At 66.4% G+C, this 18,043-nt stretch carries 12 protein-coding genes; 6 read left to right on the top strand and 6 right to left on the bottom strand.

Annotated elements, in window-relative coordinates:
• Positions 1-194: 194 nt before the first annotated feature.
• Positions 195-1,115, bottom strand: a complete 921-nt coding sequence (locus tag AC1DJN_RS12355) for a LysR family transcriptional regulator (RefSeq protein WP_478039261.1) — start codon at positions 1,113-1,115, stop codon at positions 195-197.
• A 140-nt stretch (positions 1,116-1,255) separates the two neighbouring features.
• Between AC1DJN_RS12355 and AC1DJN_RS12350 the strand changes: the two genes are divergently transcribed.
• Complete coding sequence (locus tag AC1DJN_RS12350; RefSeq protein WP_025878940.1) at positions 1,256-1,957, top strand: pirin family protein; 702 nt, start codon at positions 1,256-1,258, stop codon at positions 1,955-1,957.
• A gap of 54 nt (positions 1,958-2,011) precedes the next feature.
• On the opposite strand, the gene AC1DJN_RS12345 is transcribed toward AC1DJN_RS12350, so the two are convergent.
• Both AC1DJN_RS12345 and AC1DJN_RS12340 read right to left on the bottom strand, forming a co-directional pair.
• The gene (locus AC1DJN_RS12345) at positions 2,012-4,207 is read right to left on the bottom strand and encodes a TonB-dependent siderophore receptor (RefSeq protein WP_313115650.1); all 2,196 of its coding nucleotides are present in this window, start codon (positions 4,205-4,207) and stop codon (positions 2,012-2,014) included.
• 157 nt (positions 4,208-4,364) lie between these two features.
• A complete protein-coding gene (locus tag AC1DJN_RS12340; RefSeq protein WP_033830819.1) occupies positions 4,365-5,060 on the bottom strand; it encodes an alpha/beta hydrolase in 696 nt (231 codons plus the stop codon).
• 187 nt (positions 5,061-5,247) lie between these two features.
• Here AC1DJN_RS12340 and AC1DJN_RS12335 point away from each other — a divergent pair, with 187 nt between their 5' ends.
• Positions 5,248-6,387: an MFS transporter gene (locus AC1DJN_RS12335; protein ID WP_032976527.1), complete on the top strand. Its 1,140-nt coding sequence runs from the start codon at positions 5,248-5,250 to the stop codon at positions 6,385-6,387.
• A 3-nt stretch (positions 6,388-6,390) separates the two neighbouring features.
• Here AC1DJN_RS12335 and AC1DJN_RS12330 read toward each other — a convergent pair whose 3' ends face one another.
• Positions 6,391-7,542 carry an alpha/beta fold hydrolase gene (locus AC1DJN_RS12330; RefSeq protein WP_313115652.1) on the bottom strand — a complete coding sequence of 384 codons (1,152 nt, stop codon included), beginning with the start codon at positions 7,540-7,542 and terminating at the stop codon, positions 6,391-6,393.
• Positions 7,543-7,725: 183 nt separating this feature from the next.
• On the opposite strand from AC1DJN_RS12330, the gene AC1DJN_RS12325 reads away from it, so the two are divergent.
• The 4 genes from AC1DJN_RS12325 to AC1DJN_RS12310 all read left to right on the top strand — a co-directional run bounded on the left by AC1DJN_RS12325 (position 7,726) and on the right by AC1DJN_RS12310 (position 14,610).
• Positions 7,726-9,072 carry a c-type cytochrome gene (locus AC1DJN_RS12325; RefSeq protein ID WP_478039260.1) on the top strand — a complete coding sequence of 449 codons (1,347 nt, stop codon included), beginning with the start codon at positions 7,726-7,728 and terminating at the stop codon, positions 9,070-9,072.
• Positions 9,069-9,995, top strand: a complete 927-nt coding sequence (locus AC1DJN_RS12320) for a c-type cytochrome (protein ID WP_313115655.1) — start codon at positions 9,069-9,071, stop codon at positions 9,993-9,995. The genes AC1DJN_RS12325 and AC1DJN_RS12320 overlap by 4 nt, the downstream gene beginning before the upstream one ends.
• Positions 9,996-10,112: 117 nt before the next feature.
• Positions 10,113-12,491 carry a TonB-dependent receptor gene (locus AC1DJN_RS12315; protein ID WP_313115658.1) on the top strand — a complete coding sequence of 793 codons (2,379 nt, stop codon included), beginning with the start codon at positions 10,113-10,115 and terminating at the stop codon, positions 12,489-12,491.
• Positions 12,492-12,501: 10 nt separating this feature from the next.
• On the top strand, positions 12,502-14,610 hold the full coding sequence (locus AC1DJN_RS12310; RefSeq protein WP_478039259.1) for a phosphocholine-specific phospholipase C: 2,109 nt from the start codon (positions 12,502-12,504) through the stop codon (positions 14,608-14,610).
• A 55-nt stretch (positions 14,611-14,665) separates the two neighbouring features.
• On the opposite strand, the gene AC1DJN_RS12305 is transcribed toward AC1DJN_RS12310, so the two are convergent.
• A complete protein-coding gene (locus AC1DJN_RS12305) occupies positions 14,666-16,261 on the bottom strand; it encodes an alkaline phosphatase D family protein (protein WP_099842260.1) in 1,596 nt (531 codons plus the stop codon).
• Positions 16,262-16,272: 11 nt separating this feature from the next.
• Positions 16,273-18,043: TonB-dependent receptor domain-containing protein (locus AC1DJN_RS12300; protein WP_478039258.1), on the bottom strand; the 1,771-nt coding region annotated here is incomplete at its 5' end.

Genomic DNA, 18,043 nt, shown 5'->3' with positions numbered 1-18,043 from the left:
GCGGGAGTGTCCGCGGCATGGATGCCGCGGCCAAGCCCCCATGGACGGGTTTACGGCGTCTCCCGCAACCGGACCCACCCCGCCTCCCCACAGGAAACCAGCTTCTGCTGTTGCTGTTGCTGTTGCTGTTGCTGTTGAGGTTGCCGGCCAGCGGCCGGCACTACTGCAGGTGCAGGGCGCAGCCCTGCCGAACCCTACCCCTCTGCCATCGCCTGCCACCATTGCGCCAGCAGCTCCGGCCGCCGCAAGCGCTCGCGCCACCAGCGCAGGGCCGCGCCATCTTCACCGGTGCGCCAGGCTAGCCAGAAGGTCTCTTCCGGCTTGTGCTCCTCGACCTCGCGGATCACCAGCTGGCCGCGCGCCACCGCCGCGCGCGCGCAAGGCTCGGGCAGGAAGCCGAATCCCAGCCCCTGGCACTGCAGCTTCAACTTGCTGGCCATGTCCGGCACGGTCAACGTCTCCTGGCCCATCAACAGCCCCACCGTTCGTGGCAGCAGCCGCCGCGCAGAGTCGGACACGGCGATCGCGCAATACGGCGCCAACTGCTCGCGGCCCAGCACACCCGGTACGGACGCCAGCGGATGCCCGGGTGCCACCRCAAACACAAAATCAACGCTGCCCAGCGGCTCGACCACGTAGCCCCCGCCACTGGGACCCTCACCGGGAGCCGCGACCAACAGGTCGGCGCGCCGGTCCAGCAGCGCTTCCCAGGTACCGGACAGTGCTTCGCCAAACAGGCGCAGCCGGGTGGGCGCCGCCACCTCGCGGAACGCGGCGATATCCGGCCCCAGCAGCCAGGTCGGAAACACCGAATCCACCGCCAGGGTCAATTCCGCCTCCCAGCCCGAGGCCACCCGCCGCACCCGCAGCTCGAGCTCCCGGGCCGCACGCAGCAGGTGCCTGCCCTCCTCCAGCAGCGCGCGCCCGGCCTCGGTCGGCTCCGCCCGCGGGCCGATCCGGTCGAACAGCTGCACCCCCAGATCCTCTTCCAGCTTGGCCACGGTGTAGGAAATGGTCGAAGGCACCTTGTGCAGGGCCTTGCCGGCGCCGGCAAAGGAGCCTCGGCGGTCGATCGCATCCAGGATCTGCAGGGCATCGAGGCTGAGCTTGARCATTCGAAATTTTCGATGATGGCTGTCAAAACTATCCGTTTTTCAAACCCAAGGTGCAAGCGGATACTTCTCTTCAACGGGGAAACACAGCGGCTACCCGCCCACCCCGCCCCATCGAAACCATCGAACAAGGAGATTCCATCATGCTGCAGATCCGCAAGAGCGCTACCCGTGGCCTGGCCGAGCATGGCTGGCTGTCCTCGCGCCATACCTTCTCGTTCGCCAGCTACTACGACCCCCGCTATGTGAGCTTCGGCCCGCTGCGGGTCATCAACGAAGACAAGGTGATCGGCGGCCAGGGTTTCGGCACCCACAGCCACAGCAACATGGAGATCGTCTCCTACGTGCTGGGCGGCGCGCTGGAACACAAGGACTCGATGGGCACCGGTTCGGTGCTGCGCTACGGCGACGTGCAGCGCATGAGCGCAGGCAGCGGCGTCAGCCACAGCGAGTTCAATCATTCGGCCAGCGATCCGGTGCATTTCCTGCAGATCTGGATCTTCCCGGAGGCCGAGAACATCGCGCCGTCGTATGAGGAGACCCACTTCACGCCGGAGAGCAAGCGCGGCCAGCTGCGCCTGATCGCCTCGCCGGATGGCGCCGATGGTTCGCTGCATATCCATCAGGATGCGCGCATCTTCGCCACCATCCTCGATGGCGAGCAGAAGCTGCACCACGCCCTGGCTGCCGGCCGCGGCGCGTATGTGCAGGTGGCGCGTGGCCAGCTGCAGGTCAACGGCATCACCCTGGAAGCGGGTGACGCACTGCAGGTCAGCGACGAGGCACAGCTGACCCTGGAAAACGGCAACGACGCCGAAGTGCTGGTGTTCGACCTGAAGCTGTAACCAGCATGCCCGCGATGCCATCCGGCATCGCGGGCATGTCCTGTTGCAACGCGATCAGAACCTGTACGTCACTGCCAGCCGCACGTTGCGCGGCTCGCCCCAGGTGTAGGTGCTGTACCAGCTGAAGATCGTGTAATAGCGCTTGTCCAGCAGGTTGTTGACGTTGACCGTGGCCGACAGGCGATCGTTGAACTGGTACCGGGCCATGGCATCCAGCAGCCAGTACGGCTGGGTGCGATGAACCACCGACGTGCCACTGGCGGGGTTGGTGATGTCGCCGAACGTGGAGTCCTGCCAGCGCGCACCGCCACCGACGGTCAGGCCCTGCCAGTCGCCGCGCAGGCGGTAGCTGGTGTGCAGGCTGAACTGGTTTTCCGGCTCCAGCGTGGTCACCTTGCTGCCGGCCTGGCGGGCGATCTTGTGCGCAAAGCCACCCTGCACCTGCCAGCCCTCGGCCAACTGCCCGGACATCTCCAGTTCGTAGCCCTTGGTGCGTACGCCCATCAGTGCGCGATAGGCGTCTTCTCCGTTGGGCGTTTTGCCGCCTGTAGGCTGGGCGAAATTGTCCTGGTCGAGCTGGAACAGTGCCGCGCTGGCATTGAAGCGGCCGTCGAGGAACTCCGCCTTCAGGCCCATTTCATAGCTGCGGCCTTCCAGCGGATCCAGTGCCTTGCCCTGTTCGTCGCGTTCGCTGTGCGGCTTGAAGATGGTGCTGTAGCTGGCATACACCGAATAGTGCTGGCCAAGGTCGTAGACCACGCCGGCATAAGGCACGAACACGCCGGTCTCGCGCGTCTGCGGCGAACGGTAGCTGGCCAGGCGGCTGCCGACGATCACCTTCAACGGGTCGGCCACGTCGAAGCGACCGACCACGTACAGGCCGTTCTCGCGGGTCACCTCATTGTTGCCATAACCGCGCTGCCATTCCGGCTCCGGGATGTCGCCCTTCCAGCTGTTGTAGTCGGCAACGGCGGTCGGGTACCCGGGCTGCGGCGAATAGCCGGTGTTGGTCCAGCGCTTGCGCGAGGCACTGCCGCCGACCACCAGTTCATGCTGGCGACCGAACAGGCCGAAATTGCCGCTCAGATAGAAGTCGGCCGCGTTGCTGACCGTCTTGCCGACGTACTTGCCCAGCCACAACGAGACGCCTTCGCCGGTGACCGGATTGGGATTGCCACCGGCCGCACCGGCCAGTGCCGCATCGTAGCCGTTGACCTGATGGTTGAGCTGCAGCTTGGCTACCCAGTCGTTGTCGAAGGTATGTTCCAGCGTGGCAAAGCCGGTGCGCACGTATTGGCGCCAACCGCTCCAGTGGGTGCCGTTGTTGAACGAGCGCGGCATGTCGTTGAAATTGCCCTGGCTGTCCAGCAGCGGAATACCGCCCCAGGTCGAGCCCTTGGGATCGCTCTCCAGCACGTCGCCACCGACTGTCAGCAGCGTGCGTTCGCCCAGATCGGCTTCCAGCACGGCATAGCCGACCTTGCTGGTGCGCTGGTAGAAATCCAGATTGGAATGCTTGTCCTGCCAGGCACCTACCGCGCGCCCGCGCACGCGGCCATCGGCGGTCAACGGTCCGCCGACATCGACTTCGGCACGGTAGTCGTCCCAGCGGCCGACCCCCAGCGTCGCACTGCCAGCAAATTCCTTGCCCGGCTTCTTGCGCACCAGGTTGATGGTCGCGCCGGGGTCGCCCATGCCGGTCAGCAGGCCGGTGGCGCCCTTGAGCACTTCGATGCGGTCGTAGATCGCGGTATCGCTGAGCGTATTGCCGGCCGAGTACGCCGAGTCGCGTGACATCGGAATGCCGTCGTACTGGAAGTTCTGCACGGCAAAACCACGTGCGTAGTACTCGGTGCGCTCACTGTCGTAGGTGACGATGCTGATGCCCGGGGTCACCCGCATCACGTCATCGATGCCATCCAGACCGAAGTCGTCCATCTGCGCACGGGTGATCACGCTGATGGTCTGCGGGGTCTGCCGCGGAGTCAGCACCAAGCGGGTGGCGGTGGCGATGGTACCCGGCGTGTACGCGCCGCTGCCCTCGGTGATGGTGCCCAGCTGGTTGGCGGTGACCTGCACGGTCTGCAGGGTCTGCGAGGCTGTCCTGCCCTCTTCTTCAACCGGCGCCGATTGCGCCGAGGCGGCGCCGGCAGTGGCCACTGTGGTCAGYAGAAGACCATTGGCAAGGGCCCTCGCCAATGGGCGGCGACGCAGGGACAGCACGGAAAAACGAACAGGCACAGACGACACGACGGGACCTCCACGAAGGGGTGGGATCCTCTGGCGGCGGCTCGAGGGGAAGGGGGAAATGCGGCCAAGGGCGGCCGGCGCAGGAGTTTACTCTCCTGCGCCCCCGCTGTCGTGGGGTGGCGCCAGTGCCTGACCTGGGACTGCTGCCTGGCGATAGTCAGCCGTCGACGGCAGCCACGGCCTCCAGGATCAGCGCTGCCACTTCGGAGGGATGCGAGGCCAGCGAGGCATGGCTTGCCTCCAGCTGCAGCAGGCGCTTGGGCTGCATGCGTTCGGCCATGGCCTTCTGGTTCTGTGGCGCGATCATCCGGTCCTGGCTGGAAAGCTGGTACCAGCTCGGCTTGTGCTTCCACGCCGGATCGCTGATCGCATCGCCGAAGGTACTGGCCAGCGGCGCCTTCTGGGTCACCGCCATCACCCAGCCTTCGTCGGCACTGAGGTCCTGGCAGAAGCTCTCATGGAACTTGTCGGCACGCAGCCACAGATAGCCATCGCTGTCCGGGGCGAGGTTCGGTGCTGCTTCGGGCAGGTGCTGCTGGGTGATGCCACCGGGGCTCTCACCACTGTCCGGCGCGAATGCGGCGATGTAGACCAGCGCCTGCACATTCGGCTGGTTGCCGGCTTCGGTGATCACCGCGCCTCCGTAGGAGTGCCCGACAAGTACGACCGGGCCATCGATCTGGCGGATCATCCTGCGCGTCCGCTCGGCGTCGTTGACCAGCGAGGTCAGCGGCAGTTCGACCGCCTTCACCTGGTCGTGGCCCTTGCGGTGCAGCTCCAGGATGACCTTGCCCCAGTGTGCGGCCCCGCCCCAGAACCCATGGACGAGGAGGATGGTCGGTGTGGTGCTCATGCGCTGATCTCCGGCGGCGGCCGGGCGGAATGCCGACCGTCGGGCTACTCTCCACTGATGGCGTTAATCAACGGTGACGCATCCGGACCACTGCATTCGTATGCGTCGCCCGATGTCATCCATGGCACTTGCCGATGGCTTCTGAAAACGTTTTCATGAAGAGGATCTTCTGGAGCCTTCCTCGCGCATGACGCCCTCTTCTCCCCGCGCCCAGCAGCACGCGACCCGCGCTGCGTTCTTCATTCCTGGCTTTGCCACCGCTGCCTGGGCACCGATGGTGCCCTTCGCCAAGGCCAAGGCCGGGTTGTCCGATGCCAGCCTGGGCGGGCTGCTGCTGTGCCTTGGCCTCGGCTCGCTGCTGGCGATGCCACTGGCCGGTGCGTTGACCGCGCGCCTGGGCTCGCGCCGCTTGATGATCGCGACCACGGCCTTGATCCTGCTCGCCCTGCCACTGCTGACGCTCGCCCCCACGCCGCTGGCACTGGGAGCAACGCTGTTCGTGTTCGGTGCGGGTGTGGGGGCGATGGACTGCACGATGAACATGCAGGCGGTGGCCGTCGAGCGCGATGCAGGGCGGCCGATGATGTCCGGCTTCCACGCGTTCTACAGCATCGGCGGCTTCATCGGCGCCGGCTGCATGACCGGCCTGCTGGTTCTCGGCACGCCCCTGTGGCTGGCGTCATTGGTTGCCGTGGCGGCGATGCTGCTGGTGGCCCTGTTGTCGGCACCGCACTGGCGCCCGCAGCGCATTCTGCATGACGGCCCGATGCTGGCCCTGCCGCACGGCGTGGTGCTGTTCATCAGCGTGCTCGCCTTCGTGGTGTTCCTGGCCGAGGGTTCGATGCTGGACTGGAGCGCGGTGTTCCTGGCCGAAATACGCCACGTGCCGCGCGACCAGGCCGGTGCCGGTTTTGCCGTTTTCACGCTGGCGATGACGGCGATGCGCCTGTTCGGCGATGGCATCGTCGAGCGCCTTGGCCGCACCCGTACCATCGTCATCGGCGGCATCACCGCTGCGGCCGGTTTCGCGCTGGCCACACTGGTGCCCTCCTTCGCCATGGCGCTGGTCGGCTACGTGCTGGTGGGCCTGGGCTGCGCCAACATCGTGCCCGCCCTGTTCTCGATGGCGGGCCAGCAGCGCGCGATGCCGGAGAGCATTGCGATCACCGCAGTCACCACGCTGGGCTATGCCGGCATTCTTGCAGGCCCCGCAGCGATCGGCGCGCTCGCCCATGCCACCAGCCTGGGCTTTGCCTTCCTGTGCGTGGCAGCGATGCTGCTGGGTGTAGCGGCATCTGCACGTTCGCTGGCCCGCCGCCTGCCCTGAAGCTCAGCCGCGTGCTGGGGTTTTTGCGGGTGTGTCGACGCCATGCACCAGCCATTCGGCCTGGGCCGGCAACTGCGGTGCCGGACACGCGGCTTTCGGATGGTGCTCGTCGCGCGCCATCCAGTCATCGACCACTCTGGCCAGCAGGTCCAGCCGCAGCGGCAGGGTGATGTGATCTTCGCCGCGCATCTCGATGTAGTGCGCACGCGGATTGGCCTGCGCCAACGCGCGGCCTTGGCTGACCGGAATGTGCTGGTCGCCCTGCCCGTGCAGCAGCAGCACGCAGGCGCGGGTATCGGCCAGCGCGCGGGCAACATCCACCTTGTCCAGATCCACGTCGATGCGGCGGCTGGCGGCGGCCACCACCTGGTTGATGTCCTGGCTGCCGTAGCGCCAGCGTGCATACGAAGCGATGGCCTGTGCCTTCAACCCTTCCGGCTGCAGGGCCATCAGATGCGGAATCATGGTGCGGATCGCAACCCCGGCATTGGCGAACGATTCCATCGCCACCACGCCGGCGACCTGGTCGCCCAGCTTGTCGGCGGTGAACAATGCGGTGGCAGCGCCGTAGGAAACACCGAACAGGTACAGCGGGCCGATCACTTCGCCGCGCGCGCGCAGTTCGGCGATGACATCCACAACATCGTCCGACTCGTAGGTGCCGTAGCCGGAGGGACCGGCGCCGGACTGGCCATGGTTGCGCAGGTCCAGGGTGATCACGCGGTAGCCCGACTCGGCCAGCTGCAGCGACCATGGCAGCATCGAATCACCGTTCATCATCCAGCCGTGCAGCAGCACCACAGTGCCGCGCGGCGCCTGCGCGCGGAACGGCTGCGGTACGGACAGGCTCAACCCGGTATCCAGCGGCAGGCCGTTCTGGTGCTGCTGCGGCAGGTAGTGGTAGCGCGCACCGTAGTCGCCCGGATCGAAAGCACGCCAGAAGATCGGCACGCCATCACGGCCCGGGGCGAAGCCATGCCGGTTCGGCAGCGCGGCCACAGCTGCGGCGATACGCGGTTGATCAAGCAGGGGCGAGACGCCACCGGGCGCGATCAGGCGGTCGCTGAGCGAGGTGGACGAGGCCGTCATCGAGGAAGAGCATGCAGCCAGCCACAGGCCGGCGCACGCCAGCAAAAGCAGCAGCAGGCGCTTCATGGGCAGTCAGGGGAAAAGTGCGACAGCGTGGCAGGTTAGCGGCCACGCCCGGCGCCATCTATCGCAGCTGGATGACGGGTTGATGACAGCGCAGGATCGATTCAGCTTGTCACAATGTCGCGACCGGCCAAAGCATTGATCCGGATCAATGAACGCCATCGCACGAATGGCCACAGTGCCGGCATGCGCACCCCGTTCAAGCTCGCCATTGCCCTGGCCGCCACCTTGGCCGCCGCTTACGGCATCGCCCGCAGTACACCGTACTGGTTCGCCCCACCGCAACACGCCGAGGTCGACATCCACGACCCGGCCCTGATCGAACAGGGCCGGTACCTGTCGCGTGCTGCCGACTGCGCCGCCTGCCATACCGCACCGGGCGGCAGGCCGTTCGCCGGTGGCCTTGGCATGCAGACCCCGATGGGCACGCTGTACTCGACCAACATCACACCGGACACGGAGACCGGCATCGGCGCATACGACTACGCCGATTTCGAGCGCGCGGTGCGGCGTGGCATCCGCCATGACGGCCAGCCGCTGTATCCGGCCATGCCCTACGCCTCGTACGTGATCGCCAGCGATGCCGAGATCAAGGCGCTGTATGCCTACTTCATGGGTGCGGTGCAGCCGGTCCGGCAGGACAACGCCGACAGCACGATTCCGTGGCCGGCAAACATGCGCTGGCCGCTTGCCTGGTGGCAGCTGTTGTTCGCACGCCCGCGCAGCTTCAGCCCTGATCCCACCCTGGATGCCGGCCAGCAGCGCGGCGCCGAACTGGTTGAAGGCCTGGCCCATTGCGGCGCGTGCCATACCCCGCGTGGGCTGGCCTTCCAGGAAAAGGCGATGGCCGACGATGGCAGCCGCCAGTTCCTGTCCGGCTCGGTGCTGGAAGGCTGGTATGCGAAGAACCTGCGCAATGAACAGACCGGCCTGGCCAGCTGGAGCGAAGCCGAAATCGTCGAGTTCCTGCGTACCGGCCGCACCGATCGCTCCGCGGCTTTCGGCGGCATGGCCGATGTGGTCGAGCACAGCACGCAGTACCTGTCCGACGCCGATCTGCTGGCGATGGCGCGGTACCTGAAGCAGCTGCCGGCCCGCGAAGGGCGCAGCGCGCAGTGGACGYCGGGCACCGACACCACTACCGCCGCACTGCGCGGCGGCGACTACCGGGTGGCCGGTTCGCTGGCCTACGCCGAACACTGCCAGGCCTGCCATCGCGCAGATGGCCGCGGCATGCCACGGGTCTACCCTGCCCTGGCGGGCAACTCCATCGTCTTCGCCGATGATCCCAGCTCGCTGGTGCAGGTAACCCTCACCGGCGGGCGCACGCCACATACCGCGCATGACCGCATGGCATTCACCATGCCGGGCTTCGAGCAGCTGCCCAATGCGCAGCTCGCCGATATCCTCACCTTCATCCGCAACAGCTGGGGCAACCAGGCCAGCGCGGTCACTGAACTGGACGTAGCGCGCATGCGCCGGGTGGTGCGTGACAAGCCGGCGCATGTGGTCCCGCAGGAGACGGCGCAATGAGGCGTTCGAAGAAGCGTTCGACAGTGTTGATCGCCAGCGCGGTCGTTGCGGTGCTGCTGGCCGGTGCTGGCACGCTGCTGTACCAGCACCTGTACCCGGACCTGGACGCGGAAGTCGCGAGGACCCTGGACATCCTCGACAGCCACGGCCAGGTGGTGGGCCAGTACCACGTGCCCAGTGCCGAGGAGATCGCCAGCCTCGGCAACGCCGACGCGGTGATGTTCGGCCGTCGCCTGCTCAACGAGACCGCACGCCTGCTGCCGGACAACGTCGGCAACGATCTGAACTGCAATTCGTGCCACATGGCCGAGGGCAAGCGACCGTTCGGCAACCACTACTTGAACACCGGAGGCGGCAGCTACCCGCGCTACATGCCGCGACCGGGCAGGGAAATCGGCCTGGCCGAGCGCATCAACGGTTGCCTGCAGCGTTCGATGAACGGCAAGCCGCTGGCCAAGGACGCGCCGGAGATGCGTGCGATGCTGGAATACATGGCGTGGCTGAGCCGCCCGGTACCAGAGGGTGCGCGCGTGGCCGCGCCCAGCGAAGGGCCGATCGACAGCACGCTGACACCGGACCCGATACGTGGACAGACGCTGTATGCCGCGCAGTGCGCCGCCTGCCACGGCGACAACGGCGAAGGCCGGCGCGACGCCAGCGGCGATATCGCGTTCCCGCCGTTGTGGGGCGAGCGCAGCTTCAACATCGGTGCCGGCATGGCGCGGCTGTACAAGGCCGCAGGCTTCGTCAAGCACAACATGCCGCCGGCAATGACCCGTGAACCGCCACTGGGCCAGCAGGTGATGCCCGACCAGGACGCGGTGGATATCGCCAGCTACTTCATCAACCAGCCGCGCCCGGACTTCGCCGGCAAAGCCAAGGACTGGCCGCGTGATCCGAAACCGAAGGACGCGCGCTACTGACCAACGCCCCGGTCTTGCCGGCCGTCACACAACACACTCCCTGCATCTGCGCGTCACCGCCATGTCATCGGCGCTGCCGACACTCCCGGACTTTCCTCCCTTGAAGGTCCGGTTTCGATGCGAACGATTGCGCGCTTTCCCCGTATCTCGCTGCTTGCCCTGCTGATTGCTCCCGCACTGGATGCCCTGGCTGAAGCACCGCAGGGCGATGTGGCCGATACGCGAAGCGCCGACGCGCGGACCCTGGACCAGGTACAGGTGATCGGCCAGGCCACCAGCTATGCCAAGACCTCGGTGCGCCAGGAAACGTTGAACCGGCAGACGGTGTTGAGCAGCGTCAATGGCGCGCTCAACGAAGTGCCCGGCGTGGTCGTCAGCGAAGCCGATGCCACCGGTTCGTCGGTGTGGGGCACGCAGATCAGCATGCGCGGCTTTGTCACCAACCGCGACACCCAGCAGATCGGCACCACCATCGATGGCCTGCCCAATGGTGGTTCCGGTTATGGCGGCGGCTCGCTGGCCAACCGCTACATCGACACGCTCGACCTGGAAACGGTGGAAGTGAGCCAGGGCACGGCCGATATCTCCTCGCGCTCGAACGAAGCACTCGGTGGCACGCTGAACTTCCTCACCAGCGACCCACTGCAGGAGCAGCGACTGCGCATGGTGGTGGGTGCCGGTGACAATGAAGCGCGCAAGTATTACGTGCGCTACGACACCGGCCTGCTTGCAGGACACACCCGCGCGTGGATCAGCGCATCGTCGGCGCGCGTGCATGACTGGATCGACGGCACCGGCCACACCAGCAACGACAACATCGCCGGCAAGTTCATCACCGAACTGGACCGCTGGACCCTGACCGGCTACCTGTCCTACAACGATGCCGACGAGCCGGAGTACACCAGTGTTTCGCCGAAGGGGTTCGCCACCAACCCCGACCGCGACGGCCTGGTCGGCACCCTGACCGGCATTCCGTACCTGGACCAGAACTACCGCTCCGGTTCGCGCGCACTGCGCGAGAACACGTTCGGCTACCTGCGCGCAGCCTTCGATGGCGGCAACGGCTTCAAGGCCTCGATGGCCGCCTACGGGCACCGCATGCAGGGCCGCGGTGACTGGCTGCCGCCGTACCTGGCCGACGTCAACGACGACGGTGCCGGTCGCCCGCAGTCGGAGTACCTCGGCGGCAGGACGGTCTACGGTGGCAGCAACCGCGGCCAGATCTACTTCGTGAACCCCGACGGCAGTTCCGCCCAGCGCCTGGCCAGCTGCACGCCGCGACTCGGCTTCAGCGCCGAGTACGACCCCAACTGCTACGCCGGCAACGTGCAGGGCGCGCAGTCCTACCGCCACTCCCACTACGACAACGATCGCATGGGCGTTACCGCCGACGTTGAATGGCGGCAGACCTTCGGCGCCATCGACAACACCGTGCGCGGCGGGCTGTGGGTGGAGAAGCTGGACCGCTCCGTGCGCCGCGATTGGCACCGCCTGCTCAACGTCGGCCAGGACATCGCCTTCGACCACCAGCCCTACTGGGTGCAGTTCGAGGACAAGTACAAGGTCGATGAGCAGATGTACTACGTCGAGGACGTGGCCCGCTTCGGCCCGTTCAGCGCGCGCCTGGGCGTAAAGCAGTTCTTCGTCGACCAGTCCCGCCGCCGCGTGATCGGCGCCGCCGAGAATGTGAAGTCCGACTCGAAGTCCGATCCGCTGCTGTCCACCGGCTTCACCTGGGCCCCGGGTGTGGAGGGCATGGAACTGTTCGCCGGCTACTCGCAGAACTTCGCCGCGATCCCGTCCGGCGTGCTGGGTGAAACCGATCCCCAGCGCTTCCGCAACGTCGAACCGGAGACCGCCGACAACATCGAACTGGGCATGCGCATCAGCCGCTGGCCGCTGACCGCCTCGGTCACCCTGTACAACATCAAGTTCGACAACCGCATCGTCTACCTGCCGGCCGGCCTGGTCAGCGGCATCGACTACCTCGGCGAGACCGATGGCGTCTACGAGAACTTCGGCGGCGTGGAGAGCAACGGCCTGGAAGCGGCCTTCGGCTACGGCTGGGACAATGGCTGGCGCATCAATGCGGCCTACACCTACAACCGTTCCAAGTACCTGGGCAGCGGCAACGACGCGCGCGACACGCAGCTGGGCATCGTCGATGGCGCCAAGGTGATCGGCCAGCCGGAGCAGATCCTGGTGGTGTCGGCCGACTGGCAGGGCGAGAACTGGAACTTCGGCCTGTCCGGTCGCTACCTGGGCGAACGCTACCTGGATGCGGCCAACGTCAACAAGCTGCCCTCGGCCACCGTGTTCAACGCCAACATCGGCTTCGACCTGCAGGGCCTGTCGCCGCGCCTGAAGGGCATGGGCGCCAACCTGGTGGTGAGCAACCTGACCGACAAGCGTTATCTTGCAGGGGTGGACGGCCGCGACAACGCCTTCATCGGCGCCCCCCGCACCGTCGGCATCTCCTTCCGCGTGGACTTGTGAGTGTGACCCTGTGACTGATACCGGCCGACGCCGACTGTTGCAGGCCGGCGTCGCCGCCGGCCTTTCGCCGCTGCTGCCCAGCATCGCCCGGGCAGCAGCGATCGCCCCTGCTTCGCGCACGCGCAGCCTGCAGGACTTGCAGCACATCGTGGTGTTCATGCAGGAGAACCGCTCGTTCGACCACTACTTCGGCACGTTGCCAGGCGTGCGTGGCTTCGGTGACCGTTTCGTTGCCCCGGCATCGCCGCTGCCCGCTGGCGACCGCCCGCGCAGCCTGTGGCTGCAGCCCGACGCCAGCGGACAACGCGCCATCGCCCCCTTCCCGTTGGATACCGCTGCGCACTTCGGCTACATGCGGGTGGAAGGCACGCCCCACACCTGGCCTGATGCACAGCAGGCGTGGGACCACGGGCGCATGGCGCACTGGCCCAAGGCCAAGCAGAACCACTCGATGGGCTACTTCCAGCGCAGCGACATGCCGTTCCAGTTCGCCCTGGCCGATGCGTTCACGCTGTGCGATGCCTACCACTGCGCGATGCAGGCCGGCACCAACCCGAACCGCGTGTTCCTGTGGACCGGCCACAACGACGCCCAAGGCCAGGCAGGCGGCCCGGTGATCGCCAATTCGCACGACAATTTCCCCGAGCTGGGCGGCCATCCGGACTCGTACCGCTGGGCCAGCTATGTCGAGCGGCTGCAGCAGGCCGGCGTGTCCTGGCAGATCTACCAGGACATGGCCGACAACTTCACCGACAACCCGCTTGCCGGGTTCGAGACCTTCCGCCAGGCGTACCGCGGCGCCCCGGGGCATGACCCGGAGCTGCGCGCGCGCGGCGTCAGTACCCGTGGCCTGGCGCAGCTGCGCGAGGACGCGATCAGCGGCCGCCTGCCGCAGGTCAGTTTCATCATTGCCGACGCAGCCGGCAGCGAGCACCCCGGTCCGTCCAGCCCCGCGCAGGGCGCCGCCTATACCGCGCGCCTGCTGGATGCACTGACCGCCGATCCAGAGGTGTGGAGCCGTACCGCCCTGCTGCTGATGTTCGATGAGAACGATGGCTTCTTCGACCATGTGCCGCCACCCGCACCGCCCTCCCCGCTTGGTGCCGGCTGGGCCGGTGCGTCGGCGGTCAGCACCGAGGGCGAATACCACCGCCACCCGGCACCGGGCGACCAGAAATACGATGCCGCCGAGCTGCGTGGGCGCCCCTATGGGCTTGGCCCGCGCGTACCGTTGTATGTGATTTCACCGTGGAGCCGCGGCGGCTGGGTCGACTCGCRGGTGTACGACCACACGTCGGTGTTGCGTCTGATCGAGCGCCGCTTCGGCGTCGCCGCGCCGGACATCTCGCCGTGGCGGCGTGCGGTCTGCGGTGATCTGAGCAACGCCTTCGACTTCGCCCAGCGCGACACCCGCCCCTTCGCCAAGGCGCTGCCCGATGTCACCGCTGTCGCCGCGCGCGCTGCCGCCCTGCCCGGCCGTACCGTGCCCGCGCTGCCCGATGGCCTGCATCCGGCCCGCCAGGAGCCCGGCGTACGTCCTGCACGGGCACTGCCCTATCGGCCGCACGTGCAGGCCACATCGGTGGATGGTGCTGGTCTCACCCTGCAGCTGGCCAGCGATGGCGCCGCGGCCGTGCTGCATGTCTACGACCGCCTGCGCCTGGACGCCGTTCCGCGCCGTTACACCGTGGTACCGGGTGCCCCGCTGCAGGATCGCTGGCCGCTGGATGCGCAGGGTCGTTACGATCTCTGGCTGCTGGGACCGAATGGATTCCATCGCCATTATCGCGGCGATGGCACGCTCGCGCCGCTGCACGCGCACGTGGAGCGCGCGGACGGCCAGATGCGCCTGACACTGCGCAATCCATCGCCTTCAGCGCGGAAGGTCCAGGTGCAGGCCGGCGCCTACGCCGGCCACATGCCCACCCGCGAACTGCAGCTGGTGGCCGGCGCGGAAACCGTACTGGCCTGGGATCCCGCACCAACCGCAGGCTGGTACGACCTGATCGTGCGCTCGCAGGGCGTCGAGCAACGCCTCGCCGGACGTGCCGAAGACGGCCGGCCTGGCACCAGCGACCCTGCCATGGGCAGCGAACCGCTGCGCTTCGATCACGGCTGAAAGTGATTCTGTGGAGCCGGGCGCGTGCTCGGCTCCACAGGGTGGGACATCCCGCTCAGGCCTCCTGCAACCCCGGCCGGCCGTGCTCCACGGCATAGCGCTTCCAGCTCTGCAGCGCGCCGTTTGGCTGCATGACGGTATCGAGCGTCTTCATGTCACCGATCCAGGCATCACGGGTGACGTCGCACAGCACATAACCACGCTTGTCCGTCGTCGCCTTCAGGTGCGGACTGTGCCGCAGCTGGTTCTCTGCATAGGCATCCACGCCCTGCCCGTCCGCGCCCGACGTGATCGAAGTGGCCAGGAACTCACTGGAAATCACCCCGGAATCGGCATTGTCCTGCACCAGGTCGCTGGCATAGTGGCGGTGCGCATCGCCACAGGCGGTTACCACGTTGCCGAAGCCCACCTTCTGGATGTGATCGAGCAGGCGGCGGCGGCTGGACAGATAACCGGACCACTGGTCGTCGGAGGCCTGCACCACGCCGTCCTTCTCGCGCAGGTAGTTGCCCAGCGAAACCTGGTGGGCGATGGTGTGCCAGCGTGGTGCGGCATCGGCCAGGCCGTCGAACAGCCATTGCTCCTGCTTTGCGCCAACAATGCTGCGTTCGGGAGATTCCACCTGCCCGCGCTGCGCGATGTCCACCTGCTTGCTGCGGTACTGGCGGGTATCGAGCAGGTGCAGGTCCAGCAGCGTGCCATAGCGCGCGCGCCGGTACATCTGCATATGGCCGTCGCGCGGGAACGACGAAGCACGCAGCGGCATGTTCTCGTAGTACGCCTGGAATGCCTGTGCGCGGCGCAGCAGGAACACTTCACTGGGCGTGCCGTCCTGGTCCTCGGCGCCGGCCCAGTTGTTGTCCACTTCGTGGTCATCGAACGTGACGAACCACGGCGACGCGGCGTGCGCGGCCTGCAGGTCCGTATCGGTCCTGTACTGCGCGTAGCGCCGGCGATAGTCGTCGAGCGTGTAGGTCTGCGGGCCAACATGGTTGCGCAGGTTGGTGAACGGCTGGCCGTTCATCCTGCGCACGCCAGGCTGGCTTTCGCCCTCGTAGATGTAATCGCCGTAATGGAACACGAAGTCGAGCGGCTCCTCGGCAATGTGCCGCCATGCACTGTAGTGCCCCTCCTCGTAGTGCTGGCAACCGGCCACCGCGAAGCGCACGCGGTCGACCCGCGCGTTGGCCGCAGGCAGGGTGCGGGTGCGGCCAATCGCACTGGCATGGCCTCCCACGGTGAAGCGGTACCAGTACGGCCGCCCCGGCAGCAGGCCGTCCAGTTCCACGTGCAGCGCGTGGCCGAGCTCGGGGTGGGCCAGGGCGGTGCCCTGCCGCACCACGGTGCGCATGCTCTCGTCGGCGGCCAGCTGCCATGCCACCGCCATCGGCCGGGTTGGCATGCCGCCGCCGAACACCAGTGGCTCGGTGGCCAGCCGCGTCCACAGCACCACGCCGTCGGCCGACGGATCACCCGACGCCACGCCGAGAGTGAACGGTGTACTGGCAAAGCGCGGCGATGCGAGCAGATTGCGCGGATTCAGCGCTGCCACATCGTTCTGCGCGGCCAGCGCGCGGGCCGTTCCGGCCCACGCACCCAATGCGGAAAGTCCGGACAGGGCAAGGAAGCGCCTGCGATTGATCGTATCCAAGACGGYCGCCTTCAGTTGTAGATGATGTGGAAGTAGAAAAAGCGRCCGTAGTCRTCGATCTCGGTGCGGAAGCGYCCGTTCGGACCGGTGCTGTAGGTCGGCTGGGTGTTGAACAGGTTCTTGGCCTCGTACTTCAGCGTCACGTGCTTGCTGACCTTGTGGCTGAAGGCCAGGTTGAAGGTCATGTACGGGTCGTAGTACGAATCCAGCCACTGGGTATCGCCGAAGTCGACCAGCATCCGGCTGCGGTAGGTGCCGGATACGCGCAGCTGCGAGCTCTTCCATGGCATGCGCCAGATCACCGAGCCGTTCACCGACCAGTCCGGCTGGTACAGCAGGCGGTCCAGGCGGCGCTCGCTGCCGTCGCTGATGCGGTAGTTGGTCTGCCCGTCCAGGCGGGTGGCATTGAGGTACATGTCGAAGCGGTGGCGGCCCCACTGCAGGTTGCGGTTGGCTACCGCGAACTCGACACCGCACAGCGTCGACTCATCGGTGTTCATCGGCTGGGTGATCCGGTAGCGGATGTCGCCGACGTTCTCGAACGTGGTCAGGGTGTAGATGTCGTCCTTGATGACCTTGTCGAACAACGCCACCGAGACCAGGCCGTTGTTGCCGTTGAAGTACAGGTCCCAGGCAAGATCGAGGTTGGTCGAGCGGCGCGGCTGCAGCGAGGCATTGCCCTGCTTGATGGTGCAGAAGCCTCCGCCCAGCTCGTCGTCGCCGCAGCTGGTGCTGGTGGCCTGGGCGATGTTGCTGGGCGTCGGCCGGCCCAGCGTGCGGCTGGCGGAGAACCTCAGGCGCTGGTCTTCGCTCAGCTTGAAGGTGGCGTTCAGCGACGGCAGCAGGTTGTTGTAGCCGCCACTGCTCTTGCGGAATGCAGACGTGTAGGTGGTRCCACCATCCTCACTGAAAGGGCTGAACGCATCGAAGGTGGTGTGGTCGTAGCGCAGGCCGCCGATCAGCAGCAGCCGGTCCCAGGCGTAATGCGCCGACACGTAGGCGTTGGCAATGTCTTCCACGTACTTGTAATCGCTGGTGAAGTCGGCATTCGGGTACGCCGCATCGTTGTTGCCCAGCTTCGGGTAGAGCTCGTCATGCCACTTGCGGTTGTCGATCAACGGGAAACCGGGAACGCTGCCAAGCAGGGTCGAACCCGGGTACAGATAGTCATTCAAGGTCGCGCTGGTCTTGTAGTAATCGAAATCGATGTCCTGCCAGATCTTCAGGTGGCGATACTCGGCACCGGCAGCCAGACCGAAACCGCGTGCATCGGCATCGATGTTGTAGCTGAAGTCGGCGCGCAGGTTGTCGATGCTTTCCTTGGCGTCGCGCGGCGAGATATAGGCCTGCGCCGGATTGAGCTTGAACGCCGAGCTGGTCAGCAGGCTGGAATCGGAAACACCCACGGCGTTCGGAAAACCATGGCTGTCGTTGGCATAGTCAACGAACAGGTTGCTCGGGTAGGCGCGCACGCCCCAGTAGACCTGGTTGTTGTGGAAGGTCTCTTCGGTGTGGCCGGCACGCAGGGTCAGCCGCGAGAGGTSACCGATATCCCAGTTGAAACTGGCGATCGCGCCGCGGTTRCTGCGGTCCCAGCGGTCGTGGCGGTTCTTGATGTAGATGCTGTTGATCTGGGTGGTGCCGCCGTCCTCGCTCTGGTTGCGTATCGGGAACTTGGCGTTGCCATACAGATCGGTCTTGTTCATCGTCGAGTTCTCGTAGAACCGGTACGAGTACAGCAGCAGCGAGGCATAGAACGGGTCGTCCGATGGCTCCGATGGC

The sequence above is a fragment of the Stenotrophomonas sp. 05L414_2 genome (genome assembly GCF_056397905.1).
The sequence above is the reverse complement of the archived record's forward strand: the minus strand, read 5'-3'. Positions and strand labels throughout refer to the sequence as shown.

Bases quoted from the DNA above. Each gene is read 5' to 3' on its own strand.
- AC1DJN_RS12350 (WP_025878940.1), top strand. From the start codon at position 1,256: ATGCTGCAGATCCGCAAGAGCGCTACCCGTGGCCTGGCCGAGCATGGC.
- AC1DJN_RS12340 (WP_033830819.1), bottom strand. From the start codon at position 5,060: ATGAGCACCACACCGACCATCCTCCTCGTCCATGGGTTCTGGGGCGGG.
- AC1DJN_RS12335 (WP_032976527.1), top strand. From the start codon at position 5,248: ATGACGCCCTCTTCTCCCCGCGCCCAGCAGCACGCGACCCGCGCTGCG.
- AC1DJN_RS12330 (WP_313115652.1), bottom strand. From the start codon at position 7,542: ATGAAGCGCCTGCTGCTGCTTTTGCTGGCGTGCGCCGGCCTGTGGCTG.
- AC1DJN_RS12320 (WP_313115655.1), top strand. From the start codon at position 9,069: ATGAGGCGTTCGAAGAAGCGTTCGACAGTGTTGATCGCCAGCGCGGTC.
- AC1DJN_RS12315 (WP_313115658.1), top strand. From the start codon at position 10,113: ATGCGAACGATTGCGCGCTTTCCCCGTATCTCGCTGCTTGCCCTGCTG.